The following is a 14864-nucleotide window of genomic DNA, read 5'->3' on the forward strand; positions in this document are numbered from 1 at the left end:
CAGTCACAGACAGGTTGCGATGCTTGCAAAGCATCAGCAAGCTGTGGGCATGGGTATAACCAACGGCGACCTGAGAAAGAACCAACAATCAGTCTCAGAGCAAGGCTATGTTCTTCCGCTGGTGATCATCAGCGGGCTGATTCTCGCTGTCGGCGCCATGATGATATCCACGAGAAGCTTTTCAAGCCTTGTTCATACAATCCAACAGAATCAAACAAGCGAAGCAGAAGCCATTGCGGAAAGTGGGCTTTCGCTTCTTCTCAAAGAATTGAACGATCAATTTCCTTATTTACTCACGGTAAGTTGCCAGGTTGAAAACAACTCGCCGGCTCAGCAATTAGAGGCCCCGGTATGTGCTGGATGGCGAGATTTTCAATTCGGAGCCTATGGAGGTTCAACGAAAGCTTGCGATGGCCGATCCACAAGCCCCAATCAGATGATGGAGCTTTTATCCCAACCAGTCGCCAAAGGCAGAGGGATCTATCGACTCAGAAACTACGAATTCCTTGGTGATCAGATCCAGGGGGGAACAGCAATCCTCCAGGTCCAAGGATTACGTTTGAAAGGTCCCGAGGATGATCCCACCATCGCCTCTTCGGCAATCGTTGAGCAGGAGGTGACCATTGTTCCGAAGTGCTGCAATCGCGCTCCCTACGAGCCATGCGGAACATCAGGAAGTGGATGGAGCTACAGCTTATTAACGCAAAACATCACTCTCAACGTTGGTGATGTCATTGACGAAAAGCGTCCAAGCGCCTTGAGCGGCGCAAACGTGCACTGTGTTAATTGCGATCCACCGCCTGCAGACAAGTGTGAAGGCTGGACCAGTGCAGACCAGACCATTTCCAACGACTGTTCATCCCTCGCATCCGCCATCAACAATGAACAGCTGTCTCAAACAGAGCGATCTGCACTTCTACAGGATCAACTGATCGGTTCTGGAATCATCGATGGCGTACGGTCTGCAGGAGACATAGACATCCCTCAAGCCCCAACCTGGCACGACATCAGGGACGAGAATGGCGACGAATTATCCGATAAATTAAAGAACCTTGCACCATGGGATATGCGTTACAGATCAATCACGATCGGCCACAATACCCATCCAAGTCATTGCGTCACGATCACCAACAAAACAACCAACAAGAAAACAACCCATTGCAGGATCCTGCGAATCAATCAAACCGGCACAACCACAATGACACTCAAGCCCGGCGATGGCGACATCAGATTTTATATGGAAGGCGAGCAGATTAATCTGTCTGGAAATAACTTTGTGAACACCGGCAATTTCGGCCAATTTGTGATCTACGGAGGGGTTTCGACATATAAAACCGCACACGTTGATTACGCACAACGCGGCTGCGGTGGCAAACAACTCAATCTGTCAGGGGGAGGCTCCATCAATGCCTTTCTTTTCATGCCATGTTTCGACGTGAACCTGAGCGGAGGTAACTCAACCTACCCAATCACAATCACAGGATCAGTCATCGCCAAGAATTACAAAGTCACCGGAGACTATGCACGACTGGTCGTGCCCACAGATGCCGGGAAAACAATCTGTGATACCTACCAAATCTGCGGGGGGAGCAGTGGAGATGGCCAGAAAGAATTTGCAGCCTTGGGAAGCAATCGATGGCGCCTCATTCAAATGCAGAGAGAATGAGAAACCCATCGTTCAGGCACACGAACATCCACAATGGATTCAGCCTTGTTGAACTCACAATCATCATCTCAATTGTGGGTGTTCTCAGCAGCATCGCATTGGTGAATTTATCCCGATCCTGGGCCAGCCAGCGATTGCTGGCCTCCACACGTGAACTGGAAAACTGGCTTGGTGAGCAACGTCGGTTTGCCATGCGCCAGAACCTCACCTGCAAAGTGATGATCGATCACGCCAACAAACGATTGATCAGCACAATTGATTCAGGCAACGCTGCAACACCCTGCTCAGACGACCCCTCCGCAGCTGGTGCTGGCATCTTTGACCTCGCAGAAAGCTTTGGTTCCGGTAGCGACAAACTTGAATTACTGAGCACACCCTCAACGCGTCCGGACGACTCCGATGGCGGCATCCGATTCTCATTCCGAGGGTTCAGCCAGAATCATCAGCTCAGTTCAGAGGGGCGCCTTGAATTGCGTCTTCGCCATCGTGATCTCACCAGGCAGCGCTGCATTCGAATTGTTTCTCCGATCGGAATGATGCGCGACGGACTTGCAACAGATGAGTCCTCACCATGCCGTTATGACAACAGCTATTAGACCGGATCCCAGCAAAACAAACCAATCCGTTCCGACCGAAACGGGATTCACCCTGGTGGAGCTTCTGGTGGCATCCTTCATCGCAGGATTACTCTCTCTGATCACGGCCAATGTGATGATTGAAAATACCAAAAGCAACGCTCGCACTGAAACGAGGAGAAGAATTCACAACGACTGGAACCGGACAACACAGCTGATCCAATCAGAAATCGCCATGAGCCACTCGATTGAATCAGCGGGACTCAGCCCAGACAACGTCTCAGATGACTGCCCTCTACTCCAGCATCCTGAAACACGCCTGCAATTGCGAATGCATCTTGTCGGCACGATGCCGGATGTGTTGTACGGCGTCCGGTCGATCCAGTCGCTGCCAGCAAGCGAAGCCAATCAGTGGATGGGCGGTCCGGAGGGCGGAGTGTTGATCCGCTGTGGTCCACGGCTGAGCATCAGCAAAGACGGCAGCGCGGATTACATCCAAGGGACGCCCTATCAGCAATCGATTGTGTTGGACAAACTTGATCTGAGTACAGGCGACGGTTTGACGGTCAACCAGTCGACGGACAATCAAAAGCGGGTGGAATTCAGCCTGGCGATGCAGGACAATCTTGACCGCGTCAAGTCGGCTCCAGCCAGCAGCCAGACCCTGACCAGCGGGGGAATCTCCAGGATCAACGACATTCCTCCGATCCCAAGCAGTGAATCAACCTGCAATGTGGTCTGTCGCACGGAGGACGCCGAATGTGGCCATGGCGTTAAAACTCTCTTGCCGGGAGATCCACGCTTCTATGCAGCGCCCGTGCTCACTGAACCGGTCTTCGGAACCAGCACCATTTGCACGAATCGATCCGTGATACTCGGCGATGGGATGCAGGGGGCCAATGGCAATTACGTGATGGATGGTCAGCCATCGCCGGATCGAAACACCATCAAAGGAATCAGCCTGTCGGGGGGGACAGGTCGCAACATTCTTCTGGGCACCCCAGTCAGCGACACCCTCCGGGGAGGTCCCGACCATGACGGCTTGATCGGCCGCGGTGGTGGCGATCATCTTCATGGTGAAGCTGGAAATGACAGCTTTGTTCCCTGGATCTCCGCATCAGAATCAAGCGACAACGTGACCGTGGATGGGGGTTCAGGTTTCGACCGTGTGTACCTGCAGGGTCCTGAACCGGACTACAGCCTGAGTAGCTGCAGCGTCAGTCACTGCATTCTCCGCTCAACCGCTGGAGGCACACTCCACCTCGCAGACATCGAAATGCTGGTGTTCCAATCCAGCACAAAACGGCTGAACGATTGATCAACAAGGAAACGTTGCCGCTGAGAAGAACCATCCGTCATGAGTCCCGATGGTGGCGGCTCAAGCAAAACCGTGCGGATGGTTGTGGCGGTTTCGGGCTGACCGAAGTGGTCGTCTCCTCCCTGATCCTGATGATTGTGTTGACGGTTGTGCTTCGTTCTCAACTCGACAGCGCCAAGCGAAGCGAACAATCCGCCGAGCTCAATCAGATCCAGGACAAGATTCGTCAGGACCTCAACCTGCTGCGCCAGGAAGCTCTTGGATGGCAGTGTGAACCGGGGACAGCCTGCACGGGGAAAGCCGCAGATCTCGATACGCCGATGCGCTACGACACATCCCATTGCTCAAGCGATGAGCCACTTGCTGATTTTCCTGTCAAAAGCTCGATTCTGATGGACAGTGGGAACATCAAAATCGAACGGCGGATCGACATCATCAATCGTCAGTTGGACATCACCTACATCGGCACAAGCCGTGGAAAAACGATCACCAACAATGCATCACTTGTGCCACAAGCGATGTATTGGTGTAGTTGATGCAGGAGATCCTGAAATGATCAGCAAGCTGAATCAGCTTGCTTCATTCAACTTGAGAACCGCCATGAAGGCTTCCTGAGGCACATCCACCTTACCCATGGCCTTCATCCGTTTTTTACCTTTGGCCTGTTTCTTCAGCAATTTCTTTTTCCTGGAGATGTCGCCGCCGTAGCACTTGGCCAGCACATCCTTTCGAATCGCACTGATGCTTGTGGAGGCAATGATCCTGCTGCCGATGGACGCCTGAATCGGAATCTTGAACTGCTGGCGGGGGATCAGTTCCTTCAACTTCTCCACCAACGCCTTACCCACATTGTAGGCCTTGTCCTGATGAACAATCGTGGTGAGGGCATCGGCCCGCTCGCCGTTGATCAACACATCGAGGCGGACCAACTGGTTCCTGCGGTAGCCGATCAGGTGGTATTCCATCGAGGCATAGCCCTGGGTGCGCGTCTTCATCTGATCGAAGAAATCGGTCACCACTTCTGCCAGCGGCAATTCGTAGATCAACGTCACCCGATCGGTGGTGATGTACTTCATATCGATGTACTCACCCCGGCGTTCCTGGCAGAGCCCCATCAAGGCACCGTTGTAATCATTCGGTGCGTAAATCTCCATCCGTACATAGGGCTCCTCGATCGATTCACGTTTCTGGGGATCCGGCAATGTCGCCGGGTTGTCCACCATCTCTTCACTGCCATCGATCAGATTCACCTTGTAGATCACCGACGGCGCCGTCACGATCAGATCAAGGTCGTATTCGCGCTCGAGACGCTCCTGCACGATCTCCATGTGCAGCAGGCCCAGGAAGCCGCAACGGAAACCAAAGCCCATGGCACTGCTGGTTTCCGGCTCGTACTTCAGGGCTGCATCGGAGAGCTGCAGTTTGTCGAGGGCATCGCGCAGATCCGGATACTGATCCGCTTCGGTGGGGAACAGCCCGCAGAACACCATCGGCTTGGCCTCGGTGTATCCAGGCAACGGTGCCTCAGCCGGTGCATTCAGCAGGGTGATCGTGTCGCCGACGCGGGCATCGGCCACCGCCTTGATTGACGCCGCCAGGTAACCCACCTCGCCGGCATGCAGTGCATCCACTTTCCGCTGATCCGGCGCCATGATTCCGATCTCGTCAAGCTCGTAGCTCTTCTTGCTGGCCATCAGCAGCACCTTGTCCTTGCAGCTGATCCGGCCGCTCATCACCCGGAAGTAAACAATCACGCCCCGGTAGGGGTCGTAATAGGAATCGAAGATCAGTGCCTTGGTGGGCTCCTCCACCGCATCCTGCGGGGGCGGCACGCGATCCACCACCGCCTGCAGGATCTCCGGCACACCCAGACCGGTTTTGGCAGAGCAGGGGATGGCGTTGTCGCAATCCAACCCGATGATCGCTTCGATCTCCTCCTTGATTCGGTCCGGATCGGCACCCGGCAGATCGATCTTGTTGAGCACCGGAATGATCTCCAGGTCATTCTCAAGCGCCAGATAAACGTTGGCCAGCGTCTGGGCTTCCACTCCTTGGCTGGCGTCCACCACCAGAAGTGCTCCTTCGCAGGCCTGAAGGCTGCGGCTCACCTCATAGGAGAAGTCCACATGGCCGGGGGTGTCGATCAGGTTAAGGACGTAGTCCTCACCGTCAGCCGCGGTGTATTGCATCCGAGCGGCCTGAAGCTTGATCGTGATGCCACGCTCCCGCTCGAGGTCCATGTTGTCGAGGAACTGATCCTGCATATCGCGGTTGGCCACCGTCCCGGTGTCCTGTAACAAGCGATCTGCCAGGGTCGACTTGCCGTGGTCGATGTGGGCAATGATGCAGAAGTTTCGAATCCGTGAGACGGGTGCGTCGGTCATGCAGCGGCGGTTACCCGGCTCGGGTTCGATTGGCTTCGTTAAAGCAATCCTAGGGAGAGGGCACCAGCAGCCATGAGCAACCCCTGGCCCTTGCTGATGCTGGCGATCACTGCCGAGGTGGTGGGCACCTCCTGTCTGCGGCTCTCGCAGGGGATGACCAAGCCACTCCCCACCGTTCTGGTGTTTCTGGCCTACGCCATTGCCATGGGATTGCTGTCCAAGGTGGTCATGAGCCTCCCGCTTGGACTCACCTATGCCCTCTGGAGCGGGATCGGCACGGTGGCCATCGTGCTGGTGGGCTGGCTGGCGTATCAGCAGACGTTGTCTGTCGCCCAGCTCATCGGCATCGGGATGATCACATCTGGCGTCGTGCTGGTGAACATCGGACGCTGAGCCAGGAAACCCTTCATCTGAAGGACAGACGGAAGCCCGGAAAAATCCTATGAATTAAGTGTTGATCATCCGTTGTGAGCAAGCTCACAGCACGTCTTGACGTCGCTCAACAGTCAGCAAAAGAAGAGCGCGTATTCATGGGATATCGACCAGGTCATTCACATGGGCGGCTTCCAATTACGAGTCAGGGCAAAGCGCCATCAGGGTGAGAAAGGATTCACCCTCACTGAAGTGATGGTCTCCGGAGTTCTTGTCACCATGGTGATGACGTCGGTGGGGCAGATGCTGACCTCATCACTGGCCGGAAGCGCCGATATTGCAAGCCGTCGTCGCATCGAAAATGCGATTGAAGACAATATCCAGTCCATTCACCAGGTCGATGGTCTGCTGGCCAAATATCTGAAACTCAACAGCGACAAATTAGAGGAGGCATGCCAGTCGCCGACGGCATTTTTTGCGAACGAACTGATCAAGGAAGGGGGGGTTGCCTTTGTCAAAACGCCCACGCACAGAGACGCAGACAATGGAGAGACGATCCAACGCACGATCTCACCTGATCAGGCAAACGGCGTAACCAGAATCACCTATCAATTCAAAGCGCCGGAACAGAGCATCGGCACGGAGCGTCGCGTTGTTGAAGTGCACCCCAACTTTCAGGTGGATTGCACCAGCGATGTCACCACTGCTGAAGCCGCAGCGGTAGCAGACACTGAAAAAGCAGTGAAAACCCCCAAGAAAAAGCAGTCCACAAAAACAACCAAGACGAAAAAGAACACAACGCGCTCGAAAGGGAAAAGCAAGCGCAAGTGTTCCTTGCGTCAATGGATCAAAGGCCGGTGCTGATCAACCAACCATTTTTTCGCTGATGGGTCTCACCGTTGTGACCACCAGGCGGCTACCCGCCTGCTCCCTCAAGGCCCAACCGTGCATCACTGCGGCGGCGCATTCCGGCCAGAACGGAGCCATCGGTTGCAGGATCCTGGCCATAGGAGGGCAACACAGCCCGCAAGCGTTCCTGCCATTGCAGGGTCTCCAGCTGGTCTGCAAAGCAGCGCTCCAGCACCTCCAGCATGATCGTCACCGCCGTGCTGGCACCGGGAGAGGCTCCCAACAGGGCGGCCAGGGATCCATCGCCTGAGGCCACAACCTCGGTTCCGAGCTGCAGACGGCCTCCCTCCCGCTTGCTGCTTTTGATGATCTGAACGCGCTGGCCCGCCACCGAAAGGCTCCAGTCCTCGGGATCGGCCATGGGCATGAACGCCTGCAGTGCCGCGTGGCGCTCCTCCGGACTCTGACGCAGTTGATTCACCAGGTAGCGAACCAGTTCGACGTTCTTGACGCCGACCTGCAGCATCGGAAAGACGTTGGTCGGCCGAACCGACTTGGGGAGGTCGAAGAGGGAGCCCTGCTTGAGGAACTTGCTGCTGAATCCGGCAAAGGGTCCGAACAGCAGCGAGCGCTGGCCATCGATCCAGCGGGTATCGAGGTGGGGGACGGACATCGGCGGGGCTCCCACGGCCGCCTTGCCATAGACCTTGGCCCGTTGCTGATCCGCCAACGCTGTGTTGTTGCAGACAAGCCAGAGCCCACTGACCGGGAACCCGGCAAAGTCGATCGCTTCCGGAATGCTGGAACGCTGCAATAAAGGCAGTGCACCACCACCGGCGCCGAGAAACACGAAGGACGTCTGAATGTCGAAACGGCCCGATGGACCGCTCAACTCCAGGCGCCAATCCGCCTCGGTCATGTCCGTGCGGCGCAGGCGATTGAGATCAAGCACCTCGGTGCCGTACCAGATGGTGAGGGCACCGGAGTTCTGAAGGGGCTGGAGATAGGCCCGGGTCAAGGCCCCGAAATCAATGTCGGTGCCCCGTTCGATGCGTGTGGCTGCAACCGGCTGCTGCGGATCCCGGCCCTCCATCACCAGAGGCATCCACTCCATCAGTTGCTGACGGTCCTCACTCCAGTGCATCGCTGCGAAGGCAGGAAGCTCACGGAGCTGACCGAAGCGCTGCTTCAGAAAAGCGATGTTGTCGTCGGTCCAGACCGCACTGATGTGCGCCGCCTGATGCAGAAACTCCCTGGGATCAAGGCTGCCGCGTTCAGCCAGGGATCCCCAGAATTCAAGACTGCGCTCAAAGGCAGCGTTGATCGCCACCGCTTTACTGGTGGCCACCGTGCCATCAGCTTGAAGCGGGGTGTAGTTGAGTTCGCAGTTGGCCGCATGGCCTGTTCCGGCGTTGTTGACAGCGGCGGAACTTTCCAGGGCCGGGGCGTCCAGCCGTTCCACCATCAGCAACCGCAGGTCCGGGTCGAGCTCGTGGAGCAAGGCCGCCAGGGTGGCGCCCATGATTCCAGCGCCCACAAGCACAGCGTCATAGTGGCCATCCGCCACGGAAGAGCTGTCTGAACCAGAAGAAGCGTCGTTCTGCACCGGAGCTGGGGTGAAAACCGCTCTCGTCACCTTATGGGGCAGCTCCGTAGTCTTGCTGTAACGAGTTCAGCGCAGCTTGATGAGCACCGACACCATGGCCCTCACCCTCGAGAACGTGGAGAAGGTGCTGGATGAACTGCGGCCCTTCCTGATGGCCGATGGCGGCAACGTGGAAGTGGTGGAGCTCGATGGCCCGATCGTGAAGGTGAGGCTGCAGGGCGCCTGCGGCAGCTGCCCCAGCAGCACCATGACCTTAAAGATGGGCATTGAACGCAAGATGCGCGAATCGATCCCGGAGGTGAGCGAAGTGGTTCAGGTGCTCTGAGCCGCCCGGGTATCCGCTTCCTCGTGCAGTCGCTTGATCGCCTGTTTGTCTACGGCACCCTGAAGGCCAACGGCAGCGCCCATGATCTGATCCGGGGGGCTGAACGGGAAGCCGACGGCCTTGTTGAAAACGCCGAAGTGATCGAGGTGCGCGGTTATCCGATGCTCAGATCAGGATCGGGAACGGTGCCCGGGGAGGTGTATCTCATCCCCGAGGATCGGTGGAGTGCTCTTGATGAGTGGGAGGACGCCCCAAGGGCTTATCAGCGCCGTAAGCGGCGACTCATGGATGGTCGCGAAGTGTGGGTTTATGAGGCGCCCTGAGGCGGTGCTGGACACACCTTCGCCTCGAAATCGCAGGCGTACACGGCCGGTTTCTGCCAGCTCAGTGGAATCTCCAGCAGATCACGGCTGCCGGTGATGCCCTGAACCACGAACAGGGCGGCCGCCAAGACGGAGAACGTGATGTGCAGACGCCGAAGGCGAAGGTCGCGCAGGATCTCGGGGCGGAGGGCGAGTGAACAGAGCATCAGGCCGGTGACCACAACGCCCGACCAGTAGTGATCCTGTTTCCACACCTCGGGTTGGGCGCCAAGCCCCAGCACGCCAGCCCAGCTGATCAGCGCGAAGACCAGACGCAACGACAATGCCTGGCTAAACCAAAGTGCCACCAGGCTGGCAACGCTGCCCAGCAGCACCAGAACCAACAGACCGGCTCGACCAATCCCGCCGGAGAATTCAGCAAGGGGCACCTTGCTGCCAATCGCTACCGCCAGAGCAATCAGCACCAGACACTGCACCGATGCGGCCAACCAGCGACCGAGCTGGCTGTGGTCGTGGCCGACAACTGCCGGGTGCTTCACCTTGTTGACCCGTCGCTGGCGGGTCTGCCAGGCGAGTCGCAGCACCATGCCGATCAGCGGATAAATGATCACGACGGCCAAAGCCGGATGCAGGAGCCACAACCAATCAACGGCGGTCACGTGCGGTGCGTGCTTCGGTGAGCCTTAACAACGTTCATGATGTCCTGAATGGCATCGACGAGGATGGGCTCTCAAAAATCTCTCAATATTTTTCACTGAATGTCTTTTTCTTCTAATCGTCGTTATCTGAATGCCAGTCTCTGGATAATTCTCTATGGCTCATCTGAAACTGATCCACAGCTCAACAAACGAGCACCAGAACAGCCAACAATGGCTGAAAAGATACATTCCTAGATCTGAGCACTAGATCTGGGTATTTGTTCTCGCAAACAAATAATCACCGTAATAGCTGATACATAACTGGGGATTGATTCTTGATAAAGAACTGTTGAGTTATGGCCGACATGAACTTCTCAGACTAGGTTTGTAAATGCTTGTGATTTCTATCTGCTGTTCTAAATGGATCATCTTCAAAAAAAGTACTTCACGCTTAAATCTCAAGTTGGCACCAAGCGTCATGATTTCTTAGCATCTCATAAGGGACGCCATGGAAACCTCTTTGGCGGTCCTGGCCGTGACACTCTCGTTGCGTCTGGTGGCCACGATCTGCTGCATGGTGGGGCGGGTGCTGATGTTTATGCAATTGCAACAACGGATAGAGAGCAGCGAAGACTTGCAAGGAAAGGCAAGCATCATGTGCACTCAATAATGGATTTTGATCCATCAGAGGGTGACACCCTAGATCTGTCTCACGTCGTAGACAACGTTAAAGATTTGAAATTTATTGGTGATAAGCCTTATCGAGGTCAGCGTGGCGTTATTCGTTTCCTTCCCAATGGTTACCCAGAGCCACCAACTACTGTGGAAGGCAACAAGAAAAATCGAAACTTCGAAGGGGATCTACTCAAGGTGAGCCGCTTGATTGAGGCTGGTTCCCAGAATTCAAGCTCCCGGTCTTCCACTTTCCGGAGCCGACGCCACCGAAAACTTCTCTCCCGTCCCATGTTCCGCCAATCCCGCCGACACCGCCCACACCTCCACCAGCGCCGCCAGTTGTTCACATTATTCCCAAGTCGCCAGATGTACCTCACACAGTAATTAAACTTCCGACGTCAACACCATCTTTGCCTATCCCGACAACAGGACCTGAAATTGCTAAGGCATTTACGTCCAGCTTAACCCCTAGCAATCTTGGAAAAACATTGACCGATTTAGGACATTCTTTTGTTAATGATACAATAAGTAGTGCCTTAAGTTCAAATCTGAACTTTGATAATTTAACAGATTTCGCAAGTAGTACTGCAAAGGGTATACCCATTCCTGGCTCCGATTCATATTTCAATATTGGACCTTTCGCTGATTTTACACCAAAGCTTTCGAACGTACGGATGCCATTTATTCCCCCGTTGAAGCCAATATCAATTGATGATCTTGGTGTTGATATCGACATGGTTTACGACATGGGAATTCAATCTACTGTGACAACTGGAACGAAAACAGGTTCCTTTAATTTGCCATCAGTCTCCTATACTCCTATTCCACTTGAATTCTATGATGATGGTTTTAATAGAGTAAACGGTGGAATTGAGGTTGGTTATCAGCCAAAGCTGGTTATTGGAGACGCGGCTACAAACAAAACTATCGGCATTAAGGTTGGTTTTAAAGGTGATATCGCCACAAAGATTCAATCGGAACCTACGATTGAAACTTCTGGTGAGCCATACGCGACTATCGATGACGATATAACTGGCTTTGGGCTTGAGCATGAAGTTGCTCTCAAGCTTAAACTTGGCGTTGAGGTAGGCCCTAAGCTTCCTGGTAGCGAATCTTACCTTCCAGAGGATGGCTGTAAAGCCTCTATAGTGGCTGGTGGCTTGGAATTGACAACCCCTTTGACAGTAGGCCTCTACACAGATAAGCAAAATACGCTTACACTTGAAAGTAAGATTTCACCTTATGGTGATATTGGAGCTCTTGCTTGTGGGGATTACTCTGTAACAGCTATACCGCTTGCATTTTCCGAGCCGATTGTACAATTGTTACCGAAGCAAACTATTAATATTTAGCCGCTTACATAATTTGCGTTAGCAAAGCCCTGCCTGAGCGGGGCTTTTTTGATGTACATGACCAATCAAGTATAAGAATTGGTCACTCCGCTTCTACATATTTGGAATGCTTGTGTCTAGCGCATCGGAGTAGGCAGGCTATTCACCTTGCTGATCAAGACCAATCCAAGGATCAGATCTGGCATAAGGTCAGACAATAAGGCATCAACTTCACTAATTCCAAAAATCAGCTAGTTGCTGCCTGTGCCTGAAGCGTTCACCATGTTGTTGCACACTTCCTCCGGTGGAACTGAACTAAAACTGCATGCCATCAGCTCAAAAGCTGCAGATCCTGATTCAGCAGATGCAAGGATGAGGAGGGGAGAAGTTCTGATAAATGAGACAACTCTATGGACGAACGACTCGTTACATCAAGCAATTATCCAAACAAATTGATAACAATAAAGGATAACCTAACCAGACACAGCTGGAAGGCGCTGAGACAAACCTAAATAACATTAAGATGGAATCCATTATGCGACCCCTTGCCGTTCAAATTCAGAGCAAATACAAGTAAGTTGTATTGCCTAATGCATACAAGGCAAAAGCTTCCTGTAGACGGCTTTTTAAAGAATCAAATACTTTCTCTTGAGTGATCTTATACCCTTCAATCTTGTTAAGACTGTCAATTTCTAATTCTCAATGGGGAAACTCCTATGATTATTTCGAGATTAACGATTAAATCCTTACACCATTTGGACATCGTCTCGACTATTACTTGAATCACCTTAGGCAATTTGAGAGACTAATGGATATTATATTTCGTATATTTTTTTGGGTTTACCCCTCTCACCACTACAGACGCAGTGATGCAACTCCTGGCCAAAATCCTATCTAGCAGTATGTGACGGAACTGCGTTAAACAATGCAGCAAATAGAGACAGTCTCTTCATAGGTATCGGTTTGCTGTTTGTAATACACCCGTAATGGCTATAAAAGTCAAATGGTGATGCGTTATTTATAATCCAAGAGCCGCTGATGTCACAATATATTGAGGTCATATACTTTGTCAGCAGTGAAGCTCTGATGTGACCGATCTGAACGGCGCTCAATTCAGAGATCTCTTCCCAGCACTGGCCAACAAGACCTATTTCAATTTCGGTGGGCAAGGACCTCTCCCCACCCCATCGTTGAACGCGATCACCAGCTGTTGGCAGCGCATTCAGGAACTGGGGCCATTCACAACCGATCTCTGGCCCTTCATCGGCACTGAGCTGAACAGCACCCGGCAGCAGTTAGCCAAGCTCTGCGGTGTCGCCCCCCATCGTCTTGCTCTTACGGAGAACGTCACCAGTGGATGCGTGTTGCCGCTCTGGGGTCTGCCGTTCAGCCCTGGCGATCACCTGCTGATCAGCGACTGCGAACACCCAGGTGTTGTGGCCGCCTGCGCCGAGCTGGCCCGTCGCGAGGGACTGCAGATCAACACCCTGCCGGTGCAGAACCTGCGAGGCGATCCGAGCGCCAGAGATGCCGGCGTGATGGATGCTCTTGAGCAAACCCTGCAGCCAAGGACCCGGCTGGTGGTGCTGTCCCATCTGCTCTGGAACACCGGCCAGATCATGCCGATCACCGCGGTGGCTGATCGCCTGAGCAACCACCCGCATCGGCCCTTCCTGCTGGTGGATGCCGCCCAGAGCTTCGGCCAGATCCCTACCGATCAAGCGGCCGCGGCGGCTGACATCTATGGCTTCACCGGCCACAAGTGGGCCTGCGGGCCGGAGGGACTCGGCGGAGTCGCGCTGTCTGAGCGGCTGCTTGCGGAGGCCAATCCAACCCTGATCGGCTGGCGCAGTCTCCGCAATGAGAGCAAGGCAGACCCCAGCAATCTCAATCCGTTCCACCACGACAGTCGACGCTTTGAAGTGGCCACCAGTTGCGTGCCCCTGATGGCAGGTCTGCGTTGCTCGCTCGATCTGCTTGAGCAGACCGGCTCCCCAGAGCAGCGACTGCAGCAAATCCGCTCGCTGAGCGGCAGGGTCTGGCAGGGGCTCGCAGATGTGCCCGGGGTGACGCCGCTTCTCTCCAGTGCGCCGGTGAGCGGACTCGTGAGCTTCACGTGGGGCAGCGAGCAGCCCCTCGGCGACCTGGTGAAACAGCTTGGCAGCGAGGGAATCTGGATCCGAGATCTGGCGGATCCTGATTGCCTGCGGGCCTGCACCCACACGTTCACAACAGACGAGGAGGTGGACGCCTTGATCGAGGCCTTGAAGCGACTGGCCACGACCTGAGGCCGATCCCGTAACACCAGCGTCTGCCGATCGAATCAGGCCAGACTGGTTGAGCGTGGATCAGCAGCGATGCTCTGGCTCAAGAAACTGAACTTCATGGAAACGGCAAAGCTGGAAATGGAGTTGATGAAAGCTTTCGAAGCCGGCGAAAATCTGGATGCCAAGATTCAGAGCCAAGCTGATCTCGCCGCCAGCACGAAGGATCCAGAACAGGCCTGGAAACTTGATGTCTGGAAAAAGATGTTGGTGAGAATCCGAAAAATGCAAACCATGATGAGCGGTGAAAGCCAACCGAAACCATGACAAAGGCACCATGGAGCACATGAAGTCCTGAGTGATGGCCTTCACCGCGGAATCTCTGACGAAAGCCATTTAGCTGTCGGCGTCCCCGATGTTTTTTACCTGCCGGCATCGGAGCCATGATGCATGTGTTGTCCGGCAGAAACATTGACATTGATCATTCAGGATGATCAATGTCAATCTTGTTCGCCTGCATCATTCATACCAGAGCAGA

Annotated in this window: 15 protein-coding genes; 12 read left to right on the top strand and 3 right to left on the bottom strand. The window is 54.3% G+C overall.

Features of this window, described 5'->3' with window-relative positions; translation table 11 throughout:
* The first annotated feature begins 19 nt into the window (after window positions 1-19).
* The 4 genes from KR100_RS11105 to KR100_RS11120 all read left to right on the top strand — a co-directional run bounded on the left by KR100_RS11105 (window position 20) and on the right by KR100_RS11120 (window position 4095).
* Window positions 20-1666: a hypothetical protein gene (locus tag KR100_RS11105; RefSeq protein WP_038545906.1), complete on the top strand. Its 1647-nt coding sequence runs from the start codon at window positions 20-22 to the stop codon at window positions 1664-1666.
* A gap of 101 nt (window positions 1667-1767) precedes the next feature.
* Window positions 1768-2262, top strand: a complete 495-nt coding sequence (locus KR100_RS11110; protein WP_162176523.1) for a hypothetical protein — start codon at window positions 1768-1770, stop codon at window positions 2260-2262.
* On the top strand, window positions 2246-3559 hold the full coding sequence (locus KR100_RS11115; protein ID WP_162176524.1) for a prepilin-type N-terminal cleavage/methylation domain-containing protein: 1314 nt from the start codon (window positions 2246-2248) through the stop codon (window positions 3557-3559). Before KR100_RS11110 ends, KR100_RS11115 begins: the two co-directional genes overlap by 17 nt.
* Window positions 3556-4095 (top strand): hypothetical protein, encoded by a 540-nt coding sequence (locus KR100_RS11120; RefSeq protein ID WP_038545916.1) that lies wholly within the window; start codon window positions 3556-3558, stop codon window positions 4093-4095. Before KR100_RS11115 ends, KR100_RS11120 begins: the two co-directional genes overlap by 4 nt.
* Before the next feature lie 33 nt (window positions 4096-4128).
* Here KR100_RS11120 and lepA read toward each other — a convergent pair whose 3' ends face one another.
* On the bottom strand, window positions 4129-5943 hold the full coding sequence (gene lepA, locus KR100_RS11125; protein WP_038545919.1) for a translation elongation factor 4: 1815 nt from the start codon (window positions 5941-5943) through the stop codon (window positions 4129-4131).
* Between the two features lie 72 nt (window positions 5944-6015).
* Here lepA and KR100_RS11130 point away from each other — a divergent pair, with 72 nt between their 5' ends.
* Window positions 6016-6336: a multidrug efflux SMR transporter gene (locus KR100_RS11130; RefSeq protein ID WP_038545922.1), complete on the top strand. Its 321-nt coding sequence runs from the start codon at window positions 6016-6018 to the stop codon at window positions 6334-6336.
* Window positions 6337-6432: 96 nt separating this feature from the next.
* On the top strand, window positions 6433-7179 hold the full coding sequence (locus tag KR100_RS11135) for a prepilin-type N-terminal cleavage/methylation domain-containing protein (RefSeq protein WP_038545925.1): 747 nt from the start codon (window positions 6433-6435) through the stop codon (window positions 7177-7179).
* A gap of 52 nt (window positions 7180-7231) precedes the next feature.
* Here the strand turns inward: KR100_RS11135 and KR100_RS11140 are convergent, their stop codons facing one another.
* Window positions 7232-8731: a malate:quinone oxidoreductase gene (locus tag KR100_RS11140; protein WP_255347505.1), complete on the bottom strand. Its 1500-nt coding sequence runs from the start codon at window positions 8729-8731 to the stop codon at window positions 7232-7234.
* A gap of 118 nt (window positions 8732-8849) precedes the next feature.
* Between KR100_RS11140 and KR100_RS11145 the strand changes: the two genes are divergently transcribed.
* The gene (locus KR100_RS11145; protein ID WP_038545928.1) at window positions 8850-9095 is read left to right on the top strand and encodes a NifU family protein; all 246 of its coding nucleotides are present in this window, start codon (window positions 8850-8852) and stop codon (window positions 9093-9095) included.
* A 23-nt stretch (window positions 9096-9118) separates the two neighbouring features.
* Complete coding sequence (locus KR100_RS14530; protein WP_051847494.1) at window positions 9119-9418, top strand: gamma-glutamylcyclotransferase; 300 nt, start codon at window positions 9119-9121, stop codon at window positions 9416-9418.
* Here the strand turns inward: KR100_RS14530 and KR100_RS11155 are convergent.
* Window positions 9403-10077, bottom strand: coding sequence for a DUF4079 domain-containing protein (locus tag KR100_RS11155; protein ID WP_038545931.1), 675 nt, complete (start codon window positions 10075-10077; stop codon window positions 9403-9405). The two genes, KR100_RS14530 and KR100_RS11155, sit on opposite strands and share 16 nt — an antisense overlap.
* Window positions 10078-10476: 399 nt before the next feature.
* On the opposite strand from KR100_RS11155, the gene KR100_RS16090 reads away from it, so the two are divergent.
* From KR100_RS16090 to KR100_RS11170, 4 genes are all read left to right on the top strand, one after another.
* The gene (locus KR100_RS16090) at window positions 10477-11115 is read left to right on the top strand and encodes a calcium-binding protein (RefSeq protein WP_156098068.1); all 639 of its coding nucleotides are present in this window, start codon (window positions 10477-10479) and stop codon (window positions 11113-11115) included.
* A 26-nt stretch (window positions 11116-11141) separates the two neighbouring features.
* Window positions 11142-12083, top strand: a complete 942-nt coding sequence (locus tag KR100_RS11160) for a hypothetical protein (RefSeq protein WP_162176525.1) — start codon at window positions 11142-11144, stop codon at window positions 12081-12083.
* A gap of 1076 nt (window positions 12084-13159) precedes the next feature.
* The gene (locus KR100_RS11165) at window positions 13160-14350 is read left to right on the top strand and encodes an aminotransferase class V-fold PLP-dependent enzyme (protein ID WP_038548713.1); all 1191 of its coding nucleotides are present in this window, start codon (window positions 13160-13162) and stop codon (window positions 14348-14350) included.
* A 69-nt stretch (window positions 14351-14419) separates the two neighbouring features.
* Window positions 14420-14653 (top strand): hypothetical protein, encoded by a 234-nt coding sequence (locus KR100_RS11170; protein ID WP_038545938.1) that lies wholly within the window; start codon window positions 14420-14422, stop codon window positions 14651-14653.
* Window positions 14654-14864 lie beyond the last annotated feature (211 nt).

Source organism: Synechococcus sp. KORDI-100 (genome assembly GCF_000737535.1).
Taxonomy (GTDB): domain Bacteria; phylum Cyanobacteriota; class Cyanobacteriia; order PCC-6307; family Cyanobiaceae; genus Parasynechococcus.